This window comes from Thermus arciformis (genome assembly GCF_900102145.1).
In the GTDB taxonomy this organism is placed as follows: Bacteria; Deinococcota; Deinococci; order Deinococcales; family Thermaceae; genus Thermus; species Thermus arciformis.
On sequence record NZ_FNBC01000007.1, the window covers coordinates 24936 to 44960 of the forward strand.

19 protein-coding genes are annotated in these 20025 nt (G+C 68.5%); 7 read left to right on the forward strand and 12 right to left on the reverse strand.

Annotation, left to right across the window (positions count from 1 at the left end; all coding sequences use genetic code 11):
* Nucleotides 1-11 precede the first annotated feature (11 nt).
* Nucleotides 12-1454 (reverse strand): cysteine--tRNA ligase, encoded by a 1443-nt coding sequence (gene cysS, locus BLP62_RS04045; RefSeq protein WP_093006110.1) that lies wholly within the window; start codon nt 1452-1454, stop codon nt 12-14.
* A 36-nt stretch (nt 1455-1490) separates the two neighbouring features.
* Between cysS and hslO the strand changes: the two genes are divergently transcribed.
* The 3 genes from hslO to BLP62_RS04060 are packed head-to-tail and all read left to right on the forward strand — an operon-like array spanning nt 1491 to nt 4215.
* Nucleotides 1491-2516 carry an Hsp33 family molecular chaperone HslO gene (hslO, locus tag BLP62_RS04050; protein WP_093006112.1) on the forward strand — a complete coding sequence of 342 codons (1026 nt, stop codon included), beginning with the start codon at nt 1491-1493 and terminating at the stop codon, nt 2514-2516.
* Nucleotides 2517-2553: 37 nt separating this feature from the next.
* The gene (locus BLP62_RS04055; RefSeq protein WP_018112343.1) at nt 2554-2967 is read left to right on the forward strand and encodes a universal stress protein; all 414 of its coding nucleotides are present in this window, start codon (nt 2554-2556) and stop codon (nt 2965-2967) included.
* 9 nt (nt 2968-2976) lie between these two features.
* Complete coding sequence (locus tag BLP62_RS04060; RefSeq protein WP_093006114.1) at nt 2977-4215, forward strand: O-acetylhomoserine aminocarboxypropyltransferase/cysteine synthase family protein; 1239 nt, start codon at nt 2977-2979, stop codon at nt 4213-4215.
* Between the two features lie 199 nt (nt 4216-4414).
* Here BLP62_RS04060 and BLP62_RS04065 read toward each other — a convergent pair whose 3' ends face one another.
* The gene (locus tag BLP62_RS04065; protein ID WP_093006116.1) at nt 4415-5641 is read right to left on the reverse strand and encodes an aminopeptidase; all 1227 of its coding nucleotides are present in this window, start codon (nt 5639-5641) and stop codon (nt 4415-4417) included.
* A gap of 31 nt (nt 5642-5672) precedes the next feature.
* Nucleotides 5673-5804 (reverse strand): hypothetical protein, encoded by a 132-nt coding sequence (locus BLP62_RS14315; protein ID WP_267874007.1) that lies wholly within the window; start codon nt 5802-5804, stop codon nt 5673-5675.
* 68 nt (nt 5805-5872) lie between these two features.
* Between BLP62_RS14315 and nifJ the strand changes: the two genes are divergently transcribed.
* Nucleotides 5873-9376, forward strand: coding sequence for a pyruvate:ferredoxin (flavodoxin) oxidoreductase (gene nifJ / locus BLP62_RS04070; protein ID WP_093006118.1), 3504 nt, complete (start codon nt 5873-5875; stop codon nt 9374-9376).
* A gap of 1 nt (nt 9377) precedes the next feature.
* Complete coding sequence (locus BLP62_RS04075) at nt 9378-10376, forward strand: dihydroorotate dehydrogenase-like protein (RefSeq protein ID WP_093006120.1); 999 nt, start codon at nt 9378-9380, stop codon at nt 10374-10376.
* On the opposite strand, the gene BLP62_RS04080 is transcribed toward BLP62_RS04075, so the two are convergent.
* Nucleotides 10342-10590 carry an HTH domain-containing protein gene (locus tag BLP62_RS04080; protein WP_093006122.1) on the reverse strand — a complete coding sequence of 83 codons (249 nt, stop codon included), beginning with the start codon at nt 10588-10590 and terminating at the stop codon, nt 10342-10344. The genes BLP62_RS04075 and BLP62_RS04080 overlap by 35 nt on opposite strands.
* 34 nt (nt 10591-10624) lie before the next feature.
* Here BLP62_RS04080 and polX point away from each other — a divergent pair, with 34 nt between their 5' ends.
* On the forward strand, nt 10625-12352 hold the full coding sequence (polX, locus tag BLP62_RS04085; protein WP_093006124.1) for a DNA polymerase/3'-5' exonuclease PolX: 1728 nt from the start codon (nt 10625-10627) through the stop codon (nt 12350-12352).
* Here the strand turns inward: polX and BLP62_RS04090 are convergent.
* The 5 genes from BLP62_RS04090 to BLP62_RS04110 form a co-directional block, all read right to left on the reverse strand.
* On the reverse strand, nt 12330-12989 hold the full coding sequence (locus BLP62_RS04090; RefSeq protein WP_093006126.1) for a type-5 uracil-DNA glycosylase: 660 nt from the start codon (nt 12987-12989) through the stop codon (nt 12330-12332). The genes polX and BLP62_RS04090 overlap by 23 nt on opposite strands.
* Nucleotides 12990-13045: 56 nt before the next feature.
* On the reverse strand, nt 13046-13696 hold the full coding sequence (locus BLP62_RS04095; protein ID WP_176758133.1) for a hypothetical protein: 651 nt from the start codon (nt 13694-13696) through the stop codon (nt 13046-13048).
* A 107-nt stretch (nt 13697-13803) separates the two neighbouring features.
* Nucleotides 13804-14322: a helix-turn-helix transcriptional regulator gene (locus BLP62_RS04100; RefSeq protein ID WP_093006128.1), complete on the reverse strand. Its 519-nt coding sequence runs from the start codon at nt 14320-14322 to the stop codon at nt 13804-13806.
* Nucleotides 14323-14352: 30 nt separating this feature from the next.
* Nucleotides 14353-14946, reverse strand: coding sequence for a PxKF domain-containing protein (locus tag BLP62_RS13700; RefSeq protein WP_093006130.1), 594 nt, complete (start codon nt 14944-14946; stop codon nt 14353-14355).
* A gap of 83 nt (nt 14947-15029) precedes the next feature.
* On the reverse strand, nt 15030-16595 hold the full coding sequence (locus BLP62_RS04110) for an acyl-CoA carboxylase subunit beta (RefSeq protein WP_176758134.1): 1566 nt from the start codon (nt 16593-16595) through the stop codon (nt 15030-15032).
* Nucleotides 16596-16665: 70 nt separating this feature from the next.
* Here BLP62_RS04110 and BLP62_RS04115 point away from each other — a divergent pair, with 70 nt between their 5' ends.
* Nucleotides 16666-17079, forward strand: coding sequence for a hypothetical protein (locus BLP62_RS04115; protein WP_093006134.1), 414 nt, complete (start codon nt 16666-16668; stop codon nt 17077-17079).
* Between the two features lie 53 nt (nt 17080-17132).
* On the opposite strand, the gene BLP62_RS04120 is transcribed toward BLP62_RS04115, so the two are convergent.
* The 3 genes from BLP62_RS04120 to BLP62_RS04130 are packed head-to-tail and all read right to left on the reverse strand — an operon-like array spanning nt 17133 to nt 19987.
* Nucleotides 17133-18077 carry an electron transfer flavoprotein subunit alpha/FixB family protein gene (locus BLP62_RS04120; protein ID WP_176758135.1) on the reverse strand — a complete coding sequence of 315 codons (945 nt, stop codon included), beginning with the start codon at nt 18075-18077 and terminating at the stop codon, nt 17133-17135.
* Between the two features lie 9 nt (nt 18078-18086).
* The gene (locus tag BLP62_RS04125) at nt 18087-18830 is read right to left on the reverse strand and encodes an electron transfer flavoprotein subunit beta/FixA family protein (protein WP_093006138.1); all 744 of its coding nucleotides are present in this window, start codon (nt 18828-18830) and stop codon (nt 18087-18089) included.
* A gap of 11 nt (nt 18831-18841) precedes the next feature.
* The gene (locus BLP62_RS04130; protein ID WP_093006140.1) at nt 18842-19987 is read right to left on the reverse strand and encodes an acyl-CoA dehydrogenase family protein; all 1146 of its coding nucleotides are present in this window, start codon (nt 19985-19987) and stop codon (nt 18842-18844) included.
* Between the last annotated feature and the right edge of the window lie 38 nt (nt 19988-20025).

Consider the following 20025-nt stretch of genomic DNA (forward strand, 5'->3'; position numbering starts at 1 on the left):
CGGGGCGGTCTTTAGCCCTCCAGGTGCCACTTGGGGCCTTCTTTGGTGTCCTCCACGACCACGCCGAGGGCCCTTAGCCTCTCCCGGATGAGGTCGCTTCTTTCGTAGTCCTTGGCCCGCCTGGCCTCTTCCCGAAGCTCCAGGAGGAGCTTGATGAGGCCTTCCAGAAGGGGCCCCGAGACCTTTTCCTCGAGGACCCTCTCGGGAAAGAGGCCGAGGATCCCCTCCCCCAGGGTGTGGAAGACCGCCTCGGCCCGGGCGAGGCTTTCCCCCCTGGCCTCGGGCAGGAGCTTGTGGAGCTCGGGGAGGAAGGTGAAGAGGGCGGCCAGGGCCTCGGGGGTGGAGAGGTCGTCCTCTATGGCCTCCATGAAGGCCTTTTCCAAGGCGTCCAGGGCCCTTTCCAGCTCGGGGGTGGTGCCGGGGGGAGCGGCCTTCTTGCGCCTTCGCACCTCCCGGTAGGCGTGGAGGAGGCGGGCGTAGCCCCTTTTGGCGCTTTCCAACCCTTCCCAGGTGAAGTCCATGGGGCTTCGGTAGTGGGTCTGGAGGAGGTAGAAGCGGAGGGCCATGGGCTCGTGGGCCTTGAGGAGGTCGTGGAGGAGGACCAGGTTCCCCGTGCTCTTCGCCATCTTCTCCCCCTCCAAAAGCACGTGGTTGTGGTGCATCCAGTGGCGGGCGAAGCGGAAGCCCGCGGCCTCCGCCTGGGCGATCTCGCACTCGTGGTGGGGAAACTGCAGGTCAATCCCCCCGGCGTGGAGGTCAAAGCCCTCCCCCAGGTACTTGAGGCTCATGGCCGTGCACTCAATGTGCCAGCCGGGGTACCCTTCCCCCCAGGGGCTCTTCCAGCGCATGAGGTGCCCCGGCTCCGCCGCCTTCCAGAGGGCGAAGTCCAGGGGGTCTTCCTTCTCCTCCCGCACCTCCACCCGGGCTCCCGCCCTGAGCTCCTCCAGGCGTTTTCCCGAGAGCTTCCCGTACTCGGGGAAGGAGCGCACCCGGAAGTAGACGCTTCCCTTCCGCTCGTAGGCCACGCCCCGCGCAAGAAGCCTTTCCGTGAGCTCCAGCATCTCCGGGATGTGGCCTGAGGCCCTCGGGGCGATGGAGGGCCTGAGGACGTTCAGGGCCTGCATGGCGTCAAAGTAGCTCCAGGTGTACTTCTCGGCCACCTCCATGGGCTCAAGCCGTTCCAGCTTGGCCCGCCTTACGATCTTGTCCTCGCCCTCGTCGGCGTCGTCGGTGAGGTGGCCCACGTCGGTGATGTTGGAAACGAAGCGCACCTTGTAGCCCTTGTGGAGGAAGTAGCGCCTTAGGACGTCGTAGACCACGGGCCCACGGGCGTGGCCCAGGTGGGGGTCGGAGTAGACCGTGGGGCCGCAGACGTAGATCCCCACGTGGCCGGGGACCGCGGGCTCAAAGGGCACCTTGCGGCGCGCCAGGGTGTCGTAGATCACGAGGCCCATATGGGGGATTATAGGCCCGTGGCATAATGGCGGGGTATGGGACGGATCCTTAGGGGCCTTGCGGGCGGAGGGGACCTGCGGGTGGTGGCCGCCGAAACCACGGACGTGGTGGAGGAGGCGAGGCTTCGCCACGGCCTTTCCCCCACGGCCACCGCCGCCCTGGGCCGGGCCATGACCGGGGCGCTCCTCCTCGCCCAGCTCCTCCTCAAGACCCCCAAGGAGCGGATCACCCTCCGCGTGGAGGGGACGGGGCCCTTGGGGGGGATCCTGGTGGAGGCCGACCCCCAGGGGAACGTCCGGGGGTATGTGAAAAACCCCGAGGCCGAGGTCCCCTTGAGGGAGGACGGAAAGCTGAACGTGGGGGAGCTCGTGGGGGCCGGGGTCTTGCGGGTGGACCGGAGCCTCCCCAATGGGGAGGTCTACACGAGCACCGTACCCTTGGTCTCGGGGGAGATCGCCGAGGACCTCGCCCACTACCTCTGGCAGTCGGAGCAGATCCCCTCGGCGGTGCTCCTCGGCGTGCGGGTCAAAGGGGAGGGGGAGGTGGAGGTAGCGGGGGGTGTGGCCGTCCAGGTGATGCCCGGGGCCAAGGAGGAGGTCTTGGGCCGCCTCGAGGCCAACCTCAAGGACCTCCCCGGCCTCACCCCCCTCCTTCGGGAGCGGGGCCTAGAGGGGGCTTTGGAGGCCCTTCTTGCGGGCCTGGGCTTTGAGCGCACCGACCTCCGCGCCCTGGGCTACCTCCAGAACGAGATCCCCGCCCGCTTCCGCTGCCGCTGCAACCGGGAGAAGGCCCTGGAGGCCCTGGTCTTCTTCACCCCGGAGGAGCGGGAGGAGATGATCGTGAAGGACGGCGGGGCGGAGGTGGTCTGCCACTGGTGCGGGGAGGTCTACCGCTTCTCCCCGGAGGAGGTTCGCTCCCTGGTGGCCGAGGTGCGCTGCCCCGACTGCGGGGCCCTTTGGCTCTACCCTAAGGGGGACGGCACCCTCGCCCGCATTGAGGGGGAGACCTGCCGCTGCGGCCGCAAGGTGGAGCTTCCCTCGGAAAGCCGCCCCCAGGCTTGACCATCCCGTGGGCCAAGGAAGCGGGTAAACTAGGACCATGTTCAAGACCATCCTCCTGGCCTACGACGGCTCGGAGCACGCCAAGCGGGCGGCGGAGGTGGCCAAGGCCGAGGCGGAGGCCCACGGGGCGAGGCTTGTCGTGGTCCACGCCTACGAGCCCGTGCCCGACTACCTGGGGGAGCCCTTCTTTGAGGAGGCCTTGAAGCGCCGCCTGGAGCGGGCGGAAAAGGTCCTGGCCGAGGCGGTGGCCCTCACCGGGGTGCCCCGGGAGGACGCCCTCCTCCTGGAGGGCCGCCCGGCGGAGGCCATCCTCCAGGCCGCCTTGGGGGAGAGGGCCGACCTCATCGTCATGGGCACCCGGGGCCTTGGGGCGGTGGGAAGCCTCTTCCTGGGAAGCCAGAGCCAGAAGGTGGTGGCCGAGGCTCCCTGTCCCGTGCTCCTGGTGCGCTAGGAGGGGAGGATGGAGTACGAGACCCTGGCCGTGCTTTCCGGCCTCCCGGAAGACCCCCACGGGGCGGTGGGCCTTCCCATCTACGCCGTGGCCGCCTACGGCTTCAAGACCTTAGAAGAGGGCCAAGAGCGCTTCGCCACCGGGGAAGGCTACGTCTACGCGCGCCAGAAGGACCCCACGGCCAAGGCCCTGGAGGAAAGGCTTAAGGCCCTGGAGGGGGCCTTGGAGGCCGTGGTCCTGGCCTCGGGCCAGGCGGCCACCTTCGCCGCCCTCCTCGCCCTCCTCCGCCCGGGGGACGAGGTGGTGGCGGCCAAGGGGCTTTTCGGCCAGACCATCGGGCTTTTCGGCCAGGTGCTTTCCCTCATGGGGGTAAAGGTGCGCTACGTGGACCCCGAGCCCGAGGCCGTGCGGGAGGCCCTCGGCGAAAAGACCCGCGCCCTCTTCGTGGAGACCGTGGCCAACCCCGCCCTCCTTGTGCCCGACCTCGAGGCCCTGGCCACCCTGGCCGAGGAGAAGGGGGTGGCCTTGGTCGTGGACAACACCTTCGGGGCGGCGGGGGCGCTCTGCCGGCCTTTGGCCTGGGGGGCCCACGTGGTGGTGGAGAGCCTCACCAAGTGGGCCTCGGGGCACGGCTCCGTTTTGGGCGGGGCGGTGCTTTCCCGGGAAACCGGGCTCTGGCGGAACTACCCCCAGTTTTTGCAGCCCGACCCCAAGGGCCAGGTCCCCTGGGAGGCCCTGGGGGCGAGGTGCTTCCCCGAAAGGGTCCGCACCTTGGGGCTTTCCCTCTGCGGCATGGCCCTTTCCCCCTTCAACGCCTACCTCCTCTTCCAGGGCCTGGAGACCGTGGCCCTGAGGGTCGCGCGGATGAGCGAGACCGCGCGCTTCCTCGCCGAGCGTCTCCAGGGCCACCCCAAGGTGAAGGCCCTCCGCTACCCGGGCCTCCCCGAGGACCCCGCCCACAGGAACGCCCGGAAGTACCTGGCCTCGGGCGGGCCCATCCTCACCCTGGACCTGGGGGACCTGGAGAGGGCGAGCCGCTTCCTCCGGGCCATCCGCCTCCTCAAGGCGGCGAACCTCGGGGACGCCCGCACCCTCCTCGTCCATCCCTGGACCACCACCCATAGCCGCCTCAAGGAGGAGGCGAGGCTCCAGGCCGGGGTGACCCCGGGGCTCGTGCGGGTCTCCGTGGGCCTGGAAGACCCCCAGGACCTCCTCGCCCTCTTTGAGGAGGCCCTGGAGGCGGTCTAAGTACCCCACCGCGGCGAAAGCCGCGGTGGGGGCCCCAAAAGAACCTCCCCGAGCCTTATTTCGGGCAACTCGTGTTGCGAAATCAACGTGCAACCACGATGCCCCAGGCTCGCCCGGGCGTTTACGTCCCTGCCCGCTTCGTTGCCTCACCTCCGCCTCTAAAGTTAGGCGGGAGGGAGGAAGGGGGGAGTAAAGCCCTTTACACCACCCACCTTCCCCGGCGCATGAGGGGAGTGCGGGTGCCGTCCTCGTAAAGCCCGTCCACGTCCATCTCCTCGGAGCCCACCATCCAGTCCACGTGGATGAGGCTCTCGTTCCCACCCCGCCTCCGGAACTCTTCCCCCGAGGGGCGGCCCTCCAGGTTTTCCGCGTAGGCCTGGCCGAAGGCGATGTGGCTTGCGGCGTTTTCGTCAAAGAGGGTGTCAAAGAAGACGAGGCCTGTCTTGGCGATGGGGTTGTCCGCGGGGACCAGGGCCACCTCCCCGAGGCGCCTCGCCCCCTCGTCCGTGTCCAGAAGCCGCTTCAACACCTCCTCGCCCTTCTCGGCCCGCACCTCCACGGCGAAGCCCCTCTCAAACCGGGCGAAGATCCCCTCCACCAGGGTGCCCCCCAGGGCCAGGGGGCGGCTTGCGCGCACCACCCCCTCCACCCGCTCCCGGTGGGGGGCGGTGAAGACCTCCTCCGTGGGCAGGTTGGGGTTGCAGAGCCGGCCCCCCTTGGTGGGGGTGGCCCCGCCCTGCCAGAGGTGCCCTTCGGCGAGGCCCACCACGAGGTCCGTCCCCGGCCCCCGGAAGTGGAGGGCGTGGAAGCGGCGGGCGTTCAGGTAGGCCACCTTCTCGTGGAGGGCGCGGTCGTGGGCCTCCCAGGCGGCAATGGGGTCTTCCTGGTCGGCCCGGGTGGCCTGGAAGATGGCCTCCCAGAGCCTCCTCACCGCCTCCTCCTCAGGGAGGTCCGGGAAGACCGCCCTCGCCCAGCCGGGGTGGGCGAAGGGGACGATGGTCCAGTTGCTGACGAACTCCGTGATGGCCTCGAGGGCGGGCTTGTAGGCGCGGGCGTTGGCCTTTTGCGCCCGGCCCACCCTCTCCGGGGGAAGCCCTTCTAGGGCCTTGGGGTCGCTCCCCGAGACGGCAAGCCTCGCCGCCCCTTCCCTGAAGGCCTTGGCCATCCCCTCGTAGAGCCAGGCCGGGGCCTTGTCCAACCCCTCCTCCGGCGCCAGGGCGAGGCGCTTGCGGGCAAGCTCCTGGTCCCCGTAGATCACGGTGAAGAGGCTCGCCCCCTCCCGGTAGGCCTTCTCCGCGAGAAGGCGCACGAAGTCCACGGCCTCAACGGGGGCGGTGGCGATGACCTCTTGCCCCTTCTCCAGGTTGAGCCCCACGCGGATGGCGAGTTCCGCCAGCTTTTCCAGGTTGCGCTTGAAGGCGTCCACGCCCCAAGTCTTCGCCCGGAAGGGCCTTCCGTCAAGGCCTGGGGCAGCTTCGGGGCCGGGCGAGGAGGAGGACGAGGCCCGCGAGGAGAAGGAGGAAGGGGCGGTAGGCCTCGAGGGCCACCCCCAAGGCGGCCAGGGCGAGGGCCAGGAGGTAGCGGAGCATGCTCCCATTCTACCCCTGGGACATTCCTCACCTGGGGGAGGGGATAGGGTAGGGTAGAGGTGAAGCCTATGCGCCCCATCACCGTGGACGGCAACGAGGCGGTGGCCCGGGTGGCCTACCGCCTGAGCGAGGTCATCGCCATCTACCCCATCACCCCCAGCAGCCCCATGGCCGAGCTTTCCGACGAGTGGGCGGCCAAGGGGGAACCCAACCTCTTCGGCCTGGTGCCCAAGGTGGTGGAGATGCAGTCCGAAGGGGGGGCGGCTGGGGCCTTGCACGGGGCTTTGCAGGAAGGGGTTCTCGCCACCACCTTCACCGCCAGCCAAGGCCTCCTCCTCATGATCCCCGACATGTACAAGATCGCCGGGCAGGCCCTCCCCGGGGTGATCCACGTGGCCGCCCGGGCTCTGGCCACCCACGCCCTCTCCATCTTCGGGGACCACCAGGACCTCTACGCCGTGCGCCCCACGGGGTGGGCCATCCTGGTCTCCGACTCCGTGCAGGCGGCCCAGGACCTGGCGGCCGTCGCCCACGTGGCGGCCCTAAAGGCCAGCCTTCCTTTCCTCCACGCCATGGACGGCTTCCGCACCTCCCACGAGGTGCAGAAGATCCAGCCCCTCTCCGACCGGGAGCTCAAGGCCCTTTTCCCCTACGAGGCCCTCGAGGCCTTCCGCAAGCGGGCCCTCACCCCCGAGGCCCCCGTGATCCGGGGCACGGCGCAAAACCCCGACCACTACTTCCAAAACCGCGAGGCCATCAACCCCTACTACCTGCGCCTCCCCCGGGTGGTCCAGGAGGCCATGGACCGCTTCGCCGAGGTCACGGGCCGGCGCTACCGCCCCTACGAGTACGTGGGCCACCCGGAGGCGGAGCGGGTGGTGGTGGTCATGGGCTCCGCCTCCTTGGCGGTGGAGGAGGCGGTGGCCCACCTCCTGGAGCGGGGGGAGAAGGTGGGGATGGTGCGGGTGCGCCTCTTTCGCCCCTTCCACCCGGAGGGTTTCCTGGCGGCCGTCCCGGCCACCGCCCGCAAGGTGGCGGTCCTGGACCGGGGCAAGGAGCCGGGGGCCGTGGGGGAGCCCCTCTTCCAGGAGGTGGCGGCCGCCTTCGCCCTCCGGGGCCAAGGGGTGCCCCTCCTGGTGGGCGGGCGCTACGGGCTTTCCTCCAAGGAGTTCACCCCGGCCATGGCCCTGGGGGTCTTCGCGGAGCTGGAGAAGGACCGCCCCCGCCACGGCTTCACCGTGGGCATCGTGGACGACGTCACAGGGTCAAGCCTCCCCTACCCCGAGGTGGACTTTGAGGACCCGGCCTCCGTGCGGGCGGTCTTCTTCGCCTTGGGCTCCGACGGCACCGTCTCCGCTAACAAGAACACCATCAAGATCATCGGGGAGGAGACCCCCCTCTTCGCCCAGGGGTACTTCGTCTACGACTCCAAGAAGTCGGGCTCCCGCACGGTGAGCCACCTGCGCTTCGGCCCCAACCCCCTGAACAAGCCCTACCTGGTCCAGCGGGCGAGCTTCGTGGGGGTCCACCAGTGGGGTTTTTTGCAAAGGCTCCCCATGCTGGGGGTGGCCGAGGAGGGGGCCACGGTCCTCCTCAACAGCCCCTACCCCAAGGAGGAGGTCTGGGACCGGTTGCCTAGGCCGGTGCAGGAGGAGATCCTCAGGAAGAACCTGAAGGTCTACGTGGTGAACGCCTACGAGCTCGCCCGGAAGGTGGGCCTCCCCGGGCGCATCAACACCATCATGCAGGCCGCCTTCTTCAAGCTCTCCGGGGTCCTCCCCGAGGAGGAGGCCAAGGCCCGCATCAAGAAGGGCATTGAGAAGAGCTACGGCAAGCGGGGCAGGGCCGTTTTGGAGCGCAACTTCCAGGCGGTGGACCTGGGCTTTTCCGCGGTGGAACCCCTCCCCATCCCAGGCCAGGTGACCTCCACCCAGGAGCTCATCCCCCCCATGGTGGGGGAGGCCCCGCCCTTCGTGCGGGAGGTCCTCGGGCCCATCGCCTTGGGCCTCGGGGACGCCCTTCCCGTCTCCCTCTTCCCCCCGGACGGCACCTACCCCACGGGCACGGCCCGCTACGAGAAGCGGGGCATCGCCGAGTTCGTGCCCACCTGGGACCCCAACGTCTGCGTGCAGTGCGGGAAGTGCGTTTTGGTCTGCCCCCACGCGGTCATCCGGGCCAAGGTGGTGCCGGAGGAGGCCTTGGCGGGGGCCCCGGAGGGCTTCCCCCACCGCAAGGCCATGTGGAAGGAGCTTTCCGGGGAGTTCGTCCTCGCCATCAGCCCCGACGACTGCACGGGGTGCTCCCTCTGCGTGGAGGCCTGCCCGGCCAAGGACAAGACCAACCCCAGCCGCAAGGCCCTGAACCTGGCCCCCAGGCTGGAGGTGCGGGAGGAGATGAACCGGCACTGGGACTTCTTCCTCTCCCTCCCCGAGACCCCCAGGGCCGGCCTCAAGCTCCACACGGTGAAGGACGTGCAGCTTTTGGAGCCCCTCTTTGAGTTCCCCGGGGCCTGCGCGGGCTGCGGGGAGACCCCCTACCTGAGGCTCCTCTCCCAGCTCTTCGGGGACCGGCTGATCATCGCCAACGCCACCGGGTGCAGCTCCATCTACGGGGGGAACCTCCCCACCACCCCCTGGAGCAAGAACAAGGAGGGGCGGGGCCCGGCCTGGGCCAACTCCCTGTTTGAGGACAACGCGGAGTTCGGCCTGGGCATGCGCCTGGCCCTGGACAAGAAGGCCGAGTACGCCAGGAGGCTTCTCCCGGAGTTCCGGGAGGTTTTGGGGGAGGAGCTTTTGCAAAGGCTCCTTCGGGAGGTGGGCTTTGAGGAGGTGGAGGCGCGGCGCAAGGACGTGGCCCTCCTTCGGGAGAGGCTCGCCCACCTGGACGACCCCCGGGCCAAAGACCTCCTGGCCGTGGCCGAGGCCCTCATCCCCCACTCCGTCTGGATCGTGGGCGGGGACGGCTGGGCGTACGACATCGGCTACGGGGGCCTGGACCACGTGTTGGCCAGCGGGGCCAACGTGAAGGTCCTGGTCCTGGACACGGAGGTCTACTCCAACACCGGTGGCCAGGCCTCCAAGGCCACGGGCCTGGGGGCGGTGGCCAAGTTCGCCATGGCGGGCAAGCCCACCCCCAAGAAGGACCTGGCCTTCATGGCCATGAGCTACGGCCACGTCTACGTGGCCCAGATCGCCATGGGGGCCAACGACGCCCACACGGTGCGGGCCTTCCTCGAGGCCGAGGCCCACCGGGGCCCCGCCCTCCTCATCGCCTACAGCCACTGCATCGCCCACGGCATTGACATGGCCAAGGGCATGGAGCACCAGAAGCTGGCGGAGCGCTCGGGGTACTGGCCCCTCTTCCGCTACCTGCCGGGGGAGGGCCTGAAGCTGGACTCCAAGCCCCCGACCCTCCCCTTGCGGGACTACCTCTACGCGGAAAACCGCTACCGCCTCCTCCTGCAGACCCACCCCGAGGGGGCCGAGGCCTTCCTGAGGCTCGCCGAGGAGGCGGTTCGGGAGCGGTGGGCGAGGCTGGAGCGCCTTGCGGCCAAGGAGGCCCTGGAGGTGTGAGATGGACTTGAGGACCACCTATCTCGGCTTAGAGCTGGCCCATCCCCTGGTGGCTTCCGCCTCCCCCTACACGGAGAAGCTGGAAGGCTTCCTCCGCCTGGAGGACGGGGGGGCGGCGGCCATCGTCATGCACTCCCTCTTTGAGGAGCAGGTGACCCTCGAGGAGGAGATGCTGGACCACTACCTCCACTACGGCCACGAGAGCTACGCCGAGGCCCTCTCCTACTTCCCCCGGGCCCACGAGTACCGCCTCACCCCCGAGCGCCACCTGGACCTCCTGGCCCGGGCCAAGGAGCGGGTTTCCGTCCCCATCATCGCAAGCCTCAACGGGGTGAGCCGGGGAGGGTGGGTGGAGTACGCCAGGCTCTTCCAGGAGGCGGGGGCCGACGCCTTGGAGCTCAACCTCTACTACATCCCCACGGACCCCGCCTTGTCCGGGGCCGAGGTGGAGGCCATGTACCTGGACACCATCCGGGCCGTGGTGGAAAGCGTGGCGATCCCGGTGGCCGTGAAGGTGGGCCACGCCTTCACCGCCTTCGCCCACTTCGCCAAGGGGGTGGAGGCCACAGGGGCCAAGGCCCTCGTCCTCTTCAACCGCTTCTACCAGCCGGACTTTGACCTGGAGACCCTCTCCGTGGTGCCCACCCTGACCCTGTCCCGCCCCTACGAGGTCCTTTTGCGCCTCCACTGGGTGGCCCTCCTCTACGGCCGGGTGAACCTGGAGCTTGCCCTCACGGGCGGGGTCCACTCGGGCAAGGAGGCGGCCAAGGCCCTTCTGGCAGGGGCCCAGGTGGCCATGATGACCTCCGCCATCCTGGAGAAGGGCCCCCGCCACTTCCAGACGGTGCTCGCCGAGCTTGAGGCCATCATGGAGGAGAAGGGCTACGGGAGCGTGGCCGAGATGCGGGGGGCCATGAGCTATGGGCGGGTGGCGGAGCCCGCCGCCTTTGAGCGGGCCAACTACCTCAAGGTTCTGGGCTCGTACCGCCTTCTTCCCTGAGGGCGTAAAGGCCTTTCCCCAGGGCCACCACCGGGCTTCGGTGCCAGCGGGCCAGGGCGGAAAGGCGGATCTTGGCGATCTTCTCCGGTTCCTTCACGTCCTTCCAGAGCCCGTCCTCCTTGAGGAGGCGGCCGATCTCCGCGTAGTGGAGGGGCCTTCCCGCCTCTTTGAGGAGCTCCAGAACCTTTTTACGAAACCGGTCCGGCCTCGGCATGGGGCTTCGTCCAGTCTACCCGTATAGTGGGGGTATGCGGAACCAGGAGCTCGCCCGGATCTTTGAGGAGATCGGGCTCATGAGCGAGTTTCTGGGGGACAACCCCTTCCGGGTCCGGGCCTACTACCAGGCGGCCCGCACCCTCTACGACCTGGACACCCCCATAGAGGAGATCGCCAAGAGGGGCAAGGAGGCCCTCATGGGGCTTCCCGGGGTGGGGCCGGACCTCGCGGACAAGATCCTGGAGTTCCTCCGCACGGGGAAGGTGGGGAAGCACGAGGAGCTTTCCCGGAAGGTCCCGCGGGGGGTCCTCGAGGTGATGGAGGTCCCCGGGGTGGGGCCCAAGACGGCCCGGCAGCTCTTCCAGGAGCTCGGCATAGACTCCCTGGAAAAGCTCAAGGAGGCCCTGGAGCGGGGGGACCTCCTGAAGCTCAAGGGCTTCGGCCCCAAGAAGGTGGAAAGGATCCGGGAAGGCCTGGCCCTGGCCCAGGCGGCGGGGAAGCGGAGGCCCTTGGGGGCGGTGCTCTCCCTGGCGCGAAGCCTCCTCGAGGCCATAAGGGGCCTTCCCGGGGTGGAGCGGGCGGAGCTTTGCGGCTCGGCGAGGCGCTATAAGGACACCGTGGGGGACCTGGACTTTTTGGTGGCGAGCAGAGAGGGCGAGCGGGTGGTGGAGGGCTTCGTGCGCCTTCCCCAGGTGAAGGAGGTCTACGCCAAGGGAAAGGAAAGGGCCACGGTCTTTTTGAAAAACGGCCTCCAGGTGGACCTGAGGGTGGTCCCCTTGGAAAGCTACGGGGCGGGCCTCCAGTACCTCACGGGGAGCAAGGAGCACTCCATAAGGCTCAGGGCCTTGGCCCAGGAGAAGGGCCTGAAGCTTTCCGAGTACGGGGTCTTCCGGGGGGAGCAAAGGATCGCCGGGGAGACGGAGGAGGGGGTCTACGCCGCCTTGGGCCTTCCCTGGATCCCGCCCCCCCTCCGGGAGGACCAGGGGGAGATAGAGGCGGCCCTTTCGGGAAGGCTTCCTAGGCTCCTTGAGCTTTCCCAGATCAAAGGGGATCTTCAGGTCCACTCCACCTACTCCGACGGCCAGAACACCTTGGAGGAGCTCTGGGAGGCGGCGAGGGCCCTGGGCTACCGGTACCTGGGGGTCACCGACCACTCCCCGGCGGTGCGGGTGGCGGGGGGGCCTTCCCCCGAGGAGGCCTTGAAGCGCGTGGAGGAGATCCGCCGCTTCAACGAGACCCACGGCCCCCCCTACCTCCTCGCCGGGGCCGAGGTGGACATCCACCCCGACGGCACCCTGGACTACCCGGACTGGGTCTTAAGGGAGCTGGACCTGGTTTTGGTCTCCGTCCACTCCCGCTTCAACCTCCCCAAGGCCGACCAGACCAGGCGCCTCCTCAAGGCCCTGGAGAACCCCTTCGTCCACGTCCTCGCCCACCCCACGGCGAGGCTTTTGGGCCGCCGCGCCCCCATTGAGGCCGACTGGGAGGCGGTCTTCCGGAAGGCCAAGGAAAAGGGCGTGGCGGTGGAGATTGACGGCTACTACGACCGCATGGACCTCCCCGACGACCTCGCCCGGATGGCCTACGGCATGGGGCTTTGGGTAAGCCTCTCCACCGACGCCCACCAGACCGACCACCTCCGCTTCATGGAGCTCGCTGTGGGCACGGCGCAAAGGGCCTGGATCGGCCCCGAGCGGGTGCTCAACGTTTTGGACCTAAAGGATCTCCTCTCCTGGCTCAAAGCCCGGCGAGGCGCTTAGCCTCTTTGAGGACCTCCAGGAACATCTCCCGGGTGAGCCTTCCCGTCTGGGTGTTCTGCCGGGAGACGTGGTAGCTTGCGAGGAGGTGCCTTCCCCCGGGGAGAGGGTAGTGGGCCCCGTGGCGGAAGGGGTAGGCGCTCTTCCTCAGGCCGAAGTGGGCGAGGAGGGCCTCGAGGGCCACCCTCCCCAGGGCCAGGTAGACCCGCACCTCGGGGAGGAGGCCGAGCTCCAGCGCCGTCCAGCGGGCGCAGGCGCGGAGCTCCTCGGGGGTGGGCTTGTTCTCAGGCGGGGCGCAGCGCACCGCCGCGGTGAGGTAGACCCCGTGGAGCCTGAGGTCGTCCCCGGGAAGGCTTTCCGGCTTGCTGGCGAGGCCCGCCTCGTGGAGCAAGGGGTAGAGGAAGGCCCCGGAGGCGTCCCCGGTGAAGGGGCGGCCCGTGCGGTTGGACCCGTGGGCCCCGGGGGCGAGGCCGAAGAGGAGGATCTTGGCCTGGGGATCGCCGAAGCCCGGAACCGGTTTGGCCCAGTAGGGCTCGCCCCGGAAGGCCCGCTTCCTCCCCACCACCTCCTCCCGCCAGGCTACGAGCCTGGGGCAGAGGCGGCAGGCGGCAAGCTCCGTGCGGAAGGCCTCGAGGTCCACGCCTAAAAGGGTAGCAAACCCCCCGCCCCAAGGGCGGGGGGTTAGGCCCGGTGGCCTCAGTAGGGGGAGTCAAAGGGGCAGGCCTCGGGGCCGGGCTGGACGAAGGTCCGGTTGTTGTTGGCCCAGTCAAAGGCGTCCTTGAGGGCCTCCTGGTAGCTCCGCCAGGGGTCGCCGCTGTAGGCGGTGGGGTGGAGGCCAAGCTCGGCGTTGGCCTCTTCCAGGAGGGCGCTCACCGTGGCGAAGCCCGCGGGGTTCGCGCTTTGCGTCCCCGGGGCGTAGATGAGGGCGCTCCCGCTCACGAAGCCCGCCCGCACGTTCAGGTACATGGCCGCCATCTGGGCGGAGAGCATGTAGGCCATGTTGGTGGCGTTCGCCCCGAGGAGCCAGGAGCGGAACCCGCTGTAGCCCGTGGGGTCAAAGGGGTTCCCGGAGGTGTCCACCAGGTTGAGGGCCCTGAGCTCGGCCAGGATCGCGTCCATCCCTAGGCCGTTCATGGTGTTCTGGCCGTTCTTGTTGCTCCAGAAGCCCAGGGTCCTCCCCCCACCCGGGCCCAGGCAGACGTTGCCGAAGTCCGGGCCGTGGACATCGGAGGAGCCCACGGTCGCCTCGCCAGAGGTGGGGGTGGTGGGGAGCCACCTGCCTGCGGGCCACCACCCGGGAGGCGGGGGCACCTCGCTTAAGGTGTAGGTCCCGGAGTCCTTGGGCACCAGGTTTCCCCTTAAGGGTGGGCCCCGGGCCCGCGTGGGCTCAAGCGACTTTGGACTTAGGCCTTATGAAAAGAAAGGCCTAGGTCCAAGGGCGTAAGCCCCAAACCCTAGGAAAGGAAGCGCACGTGGGTGAGCTCCGAGCGGCGCTTTATTCCGAGCTTTTGGAAGACGAGGGTGAGGTGGGCCTTGACGGTTTTCTCGGAGATGCCGAGCTCCTTGGCGATCTCCTTGTTGCTGAGGCCCAAGGCGGCCAAGGCGGCCACCTCCTTCTCCCGGAGGGTGAGATGAGGAGGAGGTTCCTCCAGGGCCTCGGCCACCTTGCGGCGCTCGGCCCAGACCTCCCCCTGGGCCACGGCCTTCAGCGCCTTCACCAGCACCTCGAGGCCTTGGTCCGGGTAGAGGTAGCCCCGGTACCCCCGCTTGAGGGTCTGGGGGGCTTGGTCGTTTTCCCGAAGGAGGGCCAGGGAGGGGAGGGGTGGGGGAGGGGGCACCTCCCGTTCCACCAGGACCAGGGCCACCTGGGCACCCAAGGGGTGGGGGGCGGCCTCGAGGCCCTCCGCCTTTAAGGCCTCGGCCACGGCCTCCTTCAAGGCGAGGGAGGGAAACTGGAGCCAGACCCGGATCATGGCCTGGCCCCAGTTTAGCCTAAAGGAGCCCTAACGGGTCAGGTTGAAGTGGGTCTTGGCCAGGAGGATCCCGGCGTAGCTGACCTCCGTGCGGTAGCAACCCAGGTTCCAGGCGCTTTGGGTTTTGAGGTTGAAGATGTACTGGCCGCTTTCGGGGTCGTAGCGCCAAGTGGTGGAGCCGCTGGGGTAGTCGTTGCCGCTAATGTCGGAAGCGGGTTCGGCATCGCAGGCGCCCAAGGGGTAGAGGACCAGCCGAAGGCCTTCCGCCAGGTCCGTGGCCGGGGTCCCGTCGGCGTAGCGGGGCGGGTAGAGCTTGTGGGGCACGGTGGAGCCCCGCTTGTGGGCGCTGTAGGGCGGGGCCATGCGCAAGGGGGACAGAAAGCCCGCGGGGTGGACATCCAGGGTCACGTGGACCGTGAAGCTCGCTTGGCTCACGTTGGGAGGAGGAGGCGCCGAGCTTACGGGGGCGCGGTAGGTGGCGCTGTCCGTGGCGGTGCAGACCACGGTCTGGGTGGCCCCGATGGGGATGTACGTTCCCTCTGCCGGCACGCAGGTGAGGCTCACGGGCTCGGAGACCCCACCGGGGTCGCTGGCGCTGAGTTCCGCCAGATAGGTCTGCTTCACCTCCTTGCCTAGAGGCTATCCAGGCCCATCCAAAAGGGAAACAGACCAAAGTCCTAAGACTTTGGTCCTACGGGGGAAGGTGCCTACAGGGGGATGTTGTCGTGCTTCTTCCTGGGCCTCTCCTCCTGCTTCTCCCAGAGCATCCTTAGGTGCCCGTAGAGGACGCGCCGGGTGTGGGTGGGGTCAATGACATCGTCAATGTAGCCCCGCCCCGCCGCCACCCAGGGGTTGTCAAAGGCCCGGCGGTACTCCTCAATCTTCCTCCTCCGGGTCTCCTCGGGGTTAGGGGAGGACTGGATCTCCCTGCGGTAGATGATGTTCGCCGCCCCCTCCGCCCCCATCACCGCCACCGCCGCCGTGGGCCAGGCCAGGACCACGTCCGCCCCCATGTCCTTGGAGTTCATGGCGAGGTAGGCCCCCCCGTAGGCCTTGCGGGCGATGAGGGTGATCTTGGGCACCGTGGCCTCGGCGTAGGCGAAGAGCATCTTGGCCCCGTGGCGGATGATCCCCCCGTGCTCCTGGGCCACACCGGGCAGGAAGCCCGTCACGTCCACCAGGGTGAGGAGGGGGATGTTGAAGGCGTCCATGGTGCGGATGAAGCGGGCCGCCTTGTCCGAGGCGTTGATGTCCAGGGCCCCGGCCATGAAGCGGGGGTTGTTGGCGATGACCCCCACGGGGTACCCCCCAAGCCGCCCCAGGCCCACGATGATGTTCCGGGCGAAGCGGGGCTGGATCTCCAGGAACTCCCCGTCGTCCAGGAGGGTGCGGATCACCTGGTGCATGTTGTAGGGGCGGCGGGCGTCGGGATGGACGATCTCCAGAAGCTCCGGGGTGGGGCGGAAGGGGTCGTCCGTGGGGGTGAGGACGGGGGGCTTTTCCCGGCTGTTTTGGGGCAGGTAGGAGAGGAGCTTCTTGATGAGGTCCAGGACCTCCTTGTCGTCCTTCCCCTCCAGGTGGGCCACCCCGCTTTTCTCCATGTGGACGTCGGCCCCCCCGAGCTCCTCAAAGGTCACCTCCTCCTTGGTGACGCTCTTGATCACCTCGGGGCCGGTGATGAACATGTAGCTCGTGCCCCGGCTCATGAGGACGAAGTCGGTCATGGCGGGGCTGTAGACCGCGCCCCCGGCGCAAGGTCCCAGGATGGCGGAGATCTGGGGGACGACCCCGGAGTAGATGGCGTTCCGGTAGAAGACCTCCCCGTAGCCCGAGAGGCTGTCCACCCCTTCTTGGATCCGGGCCCCGGCGGAGTCGTTCAGGCCGACGATGGGGGCCCCCACCTTGGCCGCGAGGTCCATGAGGCTCGCGATCTTGCGGCCGTGCATCTTGCCCAGGGAGCCGCCCAGCACGGTGAAGTCCTGGCTGAAGACGAAGACCGGGCGGCCCCCAATGGTGCCGTAGCCCGTCACCACCCCGTCCGCGGGGGCCTCTATCCCCTCCATGAGCCCGGTTTCCAGGTGCTCGGCGAAGGGCATGAGCTCCACGAAACTCCCCGGGTCCAGGAGGTAGTCTAAGCGCTCCCTCGCGGTGAGCTTGCCCTGCTGGTGCTGCTTCTTTATGCGCTCCTCGCCCCCTCCTAGGAGCACCTTTTTGCGCCTTTCTTCCAGCTCCGCAAGAAGCTCGTCCAGGATGAGCCGGGCGTTATCGGCCATAGGTGAGGGCATGATACAATGCCCTTGGGCCTGGAGGAAAGCCCGGGCCTAGAGGGAAAGGAGGTGTTCCATGAAAAGGTGGCTTTACGCCCTTTTGGCCCTCGTGCTTTTGGTCCTCTTGGGCTGGGCGGGCTATGAGGCCTACGCCTCCTACCGGGACCTGGCGGCCCGGGTGGCCCTTCTGGAGGCCCAGGTTCAGGCCCATGAGGAGGCTTTGAAGGGCCTTGCCGATCGGCTTTCCCGGGTGGAGGGGGAGGTCTTCAAGGCCCCAAGCCCCCCGCTTTCCCTGCCCGAGGTGCCCGCGCCCCAGGGGGCCCCTTCTTGGCCTTACGTGGTGGGGCTTCTGGTGGTCTTGGCGCTTCTCTACCTCGTCTTCCGCCTCCTCCGGCAGGGGGCTAGGAAGCCGGAGAAGACCGGGGAAGCCCCTTCCCAGGGCCTCGAGGAGGCCCGGATGGAGGAGGAGGGCGGCCCTCCCCGCAGCTGAATACCCCGCTCTGGCTTTAGCCAAAGCGGGGACCCCAACCGGGGCAAAAACGCCTAGTCTTTGAGCTTTTTAACCGCCTCAATGAGGGCGGGGAGCACCTGGTGCACGTCCCCCACGATGCCGTAGTCGGCGTGCTTGAAGATGGGGGCCTCGGGATCTTTGTTCACCGCCACGATGTACTTGCTCTTGTTCATCCCCGCCAGGTGTTGCACCGCCCCGGAGACCCCCAGGGCGATGTAAAGGGAGGGCTGGACGGTCTTGCCCGTCTGGCCCACCTGCTCGGCGTAGGGACGCCAGCCCGCGTCCACCACCGCCCGGGTGGCCCCCACCGCGCCCCCGAGGAGGGCGGCGAGCTCCTCCACCCGCTTGAAGGCCTCCGCGCTTCCCATGCCCCGGCCCCCTGTGACCACCACGTCCGCCTCGGTGAGGGAGACGCCCTTCTTCTCCTCCTGGAGGCGCTCCAGGACCTCCACCGTGGGCACCTCGGGCACGCTGAGGGCCACCACCTCGGCCTCGCCCCCAAGGGGCTCCGCGAGGGGAGTGGTGTTGGGCTTCACCGTGAGGACCACGGGAAGGGGGGCCCGCACCTTCTCCGTGACCCGGTTCAGGTAGGCGTAGCGGGTGGCGTAGACCTGGCCGCCCTCGGCCCAGGAGTCCAGGGTGTCCTCAAGAAGCCCCGCCTTCAGGGCGTAGGCCACCCGGCCCAGGTAGGTGCGGCTTTGCCTGGAGGAGGGGGCCACCACCGCCTTGGCCCCGCTGGCCTCGGCGGCCTTGAGCACCCCGGCCGCCCACCGCTCGGCGGTGTAGGGGCCTAGGGTGGCGGTGTAGAGAACCTCCACGTATTTGCGGGCCTCCTCCACGGGGGCCTTCTCCTCGGCCAGGAGCACCCCGGCCACCTTCTCCCCGAAGGCCTCGGCGAGCCTGCGGGCCCGGGTCAGGGCCTCGAGGCTTCCCTTCCTGAGCCGGTTTCCGTCGTGGTCCAAGACTACGAGCACCATAGGCACCTCCTAGATGACCTTGGCCTCCTCGTGGAGGAGCCGCACGAGCTCTTCCGCCGCTGCCACGGGGTCCTTGCCGTCCAGGATCTTGCCGAGCCTGGCCTTTTCCTGGATCTCCTGGGCGAGGAGCTCCACCTTGGGGCTCACCGCCGCCACTACTTTGCGAATCTCCTTCTTCTTGGCCTTCATGATCCCAGGGAGGGTGGGGTAGCGGGGCTCGTTCAGGCCCTGCTGGGTGGTGAAGACGGCGGGAAGCCGCACCCTAACCCACTCCGCCCCCTCGTCCAGGTCGTGCTTGGCCTTGGCCGTGTCCCCCTCCAGCTCGAGGGCGGTGGTCCAGGCCACCACCGGCACCCCCAGGGCCTCCGCCAGGGCGCCCCCCAGGGCTTGGCTGTCCCAGTCCGCCTGCTGCCCCCCGGTGAGGACCAGGGTGGGGGCCTCCTCCTTCAGGACCTCCACCAGGGCCTCGGCCACGGCCACGGGGTCGGCAAAGCCCTCGTAGACCACGTGGACCCCGCGGTCCATCCCCATGGCCAAGGCGGTGCGGATGGCCTCCTCGGTGCGCTCGGGGCCGAAGCCCACCACCACCGCCTCCCCGCCGTGCTTCTCCTTGAGGCGGAGGGCCTCCTCCACCGCGTACTCGTCCATCTGGTCCAGGATCATCGTGGCCCCGGAGAGGTCCACGCGGTCCCCCTGGACCCTGAGCCTGCTCTCGCCGTCGGGCACCTGCCGGATCACCGCCACGAACTTCATCCCTCACCTCCTCACTCCGCCAGGACGTGCCTGGCGATGATGAGCCTCTGGATCTCGTTGGTCCCCTCGTAGATCTGGTTGAGCTTCACGTCCCTGAGGAGCTTTTCCACGGGGAACTCCCGCACGTAGCCGTAGCCGCCGTGGATCTGGATGGCCTGGTTGGCCGCCTCAAAGGCCATCTCCGAGGCGTAGGCCTTGGCGATGGCGCTGGCGTGGGCGTGGGGAAGGCCCTGGTCCGCGAGCCAGGCGGCGTAGTAGGTGTACATGCGGGCGGTCTCAATGCCGATGAGCATGTCGGCGAGCTTGAACTGGATGGCCTGGAAGTTGGCGATGGGCTGGCCGAAGGCCTCCCGCTCCTTGGCGTACTTCCTGGCCTCGTCCAGGGCCCGCCTCGCCACCCCCACGCTTCCTGCGGCCACGGGGATCCGGGTCTTGTTCAGGGTCTGCATGGCGATCTTAAAGCCCTCCCCCTCCTCCCCCAGGCGGTTTTCCACCGGCACCTTCACGTCCTCAAAGACGAGCTCGTAGGTGCCCGAGGCCCTTTGCCCCATCTTCCCGTGGATCTTGACGGCCTTGAAGCCGGGGGTGCCCCGCTCCACCACCAGGGCCACCACCCCCTTGTGGCGAAGCTCGGGGTTCAGCGTGGCGAAGACCACCACCCACTCCGCCTCCCCGCCGTTACTGATCCACATCTTGGTGCCGCTTAGGACGTAGTGGTCGCCCTGGCGGATGGCCCGGGTCTTTAAGGCGGCGGCGTCGGAGCCATTTCCGGGCTCGCTTAAGGCGAAGGCGGCGAGGGCGGGCTTCTTTGTGAGGGGCCTCAGGAAGCGCTCTTTCTGCTCGTGGGTCCCCGCGAGGAGCACCGGGGTGATGCCCAGGTCGCTCGCCATGGGAATGGTGTAGATGCCCATGCAGGCGTAGGCCAGCTCCTCCCCCACGATGACCTCGTCCAGCATCTTGAGCCCCATCCCCCCGTACTCCTCCGGGATGATGGCGTTCAGGAGGCCCACCTCGTGGAGCTTCTCAATCACGGGCCAGGGGACCTCCTCCTTCTCGTCGTACTCCCGGGCCACGGGGAGGATGACCTCCTTGGCGAAGCGCCGGGCCAGGGCCTGGAGCTGCCTTTGCTCCTCCGTGAGGCTGAAGTCTATGGGCATCCCGCACCTCCTTCCGCCGGGGGCTCCCCCTTTGACCG

Coding starts and splice junctions, on each gene's coding strand:
- BLP62_RS04110 (WP_176758134.1), bottom strand. CDS start 16,595: ATGGCCGATAACGCCCGGCTCATCCTGGACGAGCTTCTTGCGGAGCTG.
- cysS (WP_093006110.1), bottom strand. CDS start 1,454: ATGGGCCTCGTGATCTACGACACCCTGGCGCGCCGCAAGGTGCCCTTT.
- BLP62_RS04100 (WP_093006128.1), bottom strand. CDS start 14,322: ATGATCCGGGTCTGGCTCCAGTTTCCCTCCCTCGCCTTGAAGGAGGCC.
- nifJ (WP_093006118.1), top strand. CDS start 5,873: ATGCGCCCCATCACCGTGGACGGCAACGAGGCGGTGGCCCGGGTGGCC.
- BLP62_RS04060 (WP_093006114.1), top strand. CDS start 2,977: ATGGAGTACGAGACCCTGGCCGTGCTTTCCGGCCTCCCGGAAGACCCC.
- BLP62_RS04075 (WP_093006120.1), top strand. CDS start 9,378: ATGGACTTGAGGACCACCTATCTCGGCTTAGAGCTGGCCCATCCCCTG.
- BLP62_RS04080 (WP_093006122.1), bottom strand. CDS start 10,590: ATGCCGAGGCCGGACCGGTTTCGTAAAAAGGTTCTGGAGCTCCTCAAA.
- BLP62_RS04055 (WP_018112343.1), top strand. CDS start 2,554: ATGTTCAAGACCATCCTCCTGGCCTACGACGGCTCGGAGCACGCCAAG.
- BLP62_RS04125 (WP_093006138.1), bottom strand. CDS start 18,830: ATGAAGTTCGTGGCGGTGATCCGGCAGGTGCCCGACGGCGAGAGCAGG.
- hslO (WP_093006112.1), top strand. CDS start 1,491: ATGGGACGGATCCTTAGGGGCCTTGCGGGCGGAGGGGACCTGCGGGTG.
- BLP62_RS04115 (WP_093006134.1), top strand. CDS start 16,666: ATGAAAAGGTGGCTTTACGCCCTTTTGGCCCTCGTGCTTTTGGTCCTC.
- polX (WP_093006124.1), top strand. CDS start 10,625: ATGCGGAACCAGGAGCTCGCCCGGATCTTTGAGGAGATCGGGCTCATG.
- BLP62_RS04130 (WP_093006140.1), bottom strand. CDS start 19,987: ATGCCCATAGACTTCAGCCTCACGGAGGAGCAAAGGCAGCTCCAGGCC.
- BLP62_RS04120 (WP_176758135.1), bottom strand. CDS start 18,077: ATGGTGCTCGTAGTCTTGGACCACGACGGAAACCGGCTCAGGAAGGGA.
- BLP62_RS14315 (WP_267874007.1), bottom strand. CDS start 5,804: ATGCTCCGCTACCTCCTGGCCCTCGCCCTGGCCGCCTTGGGGGTGGCC.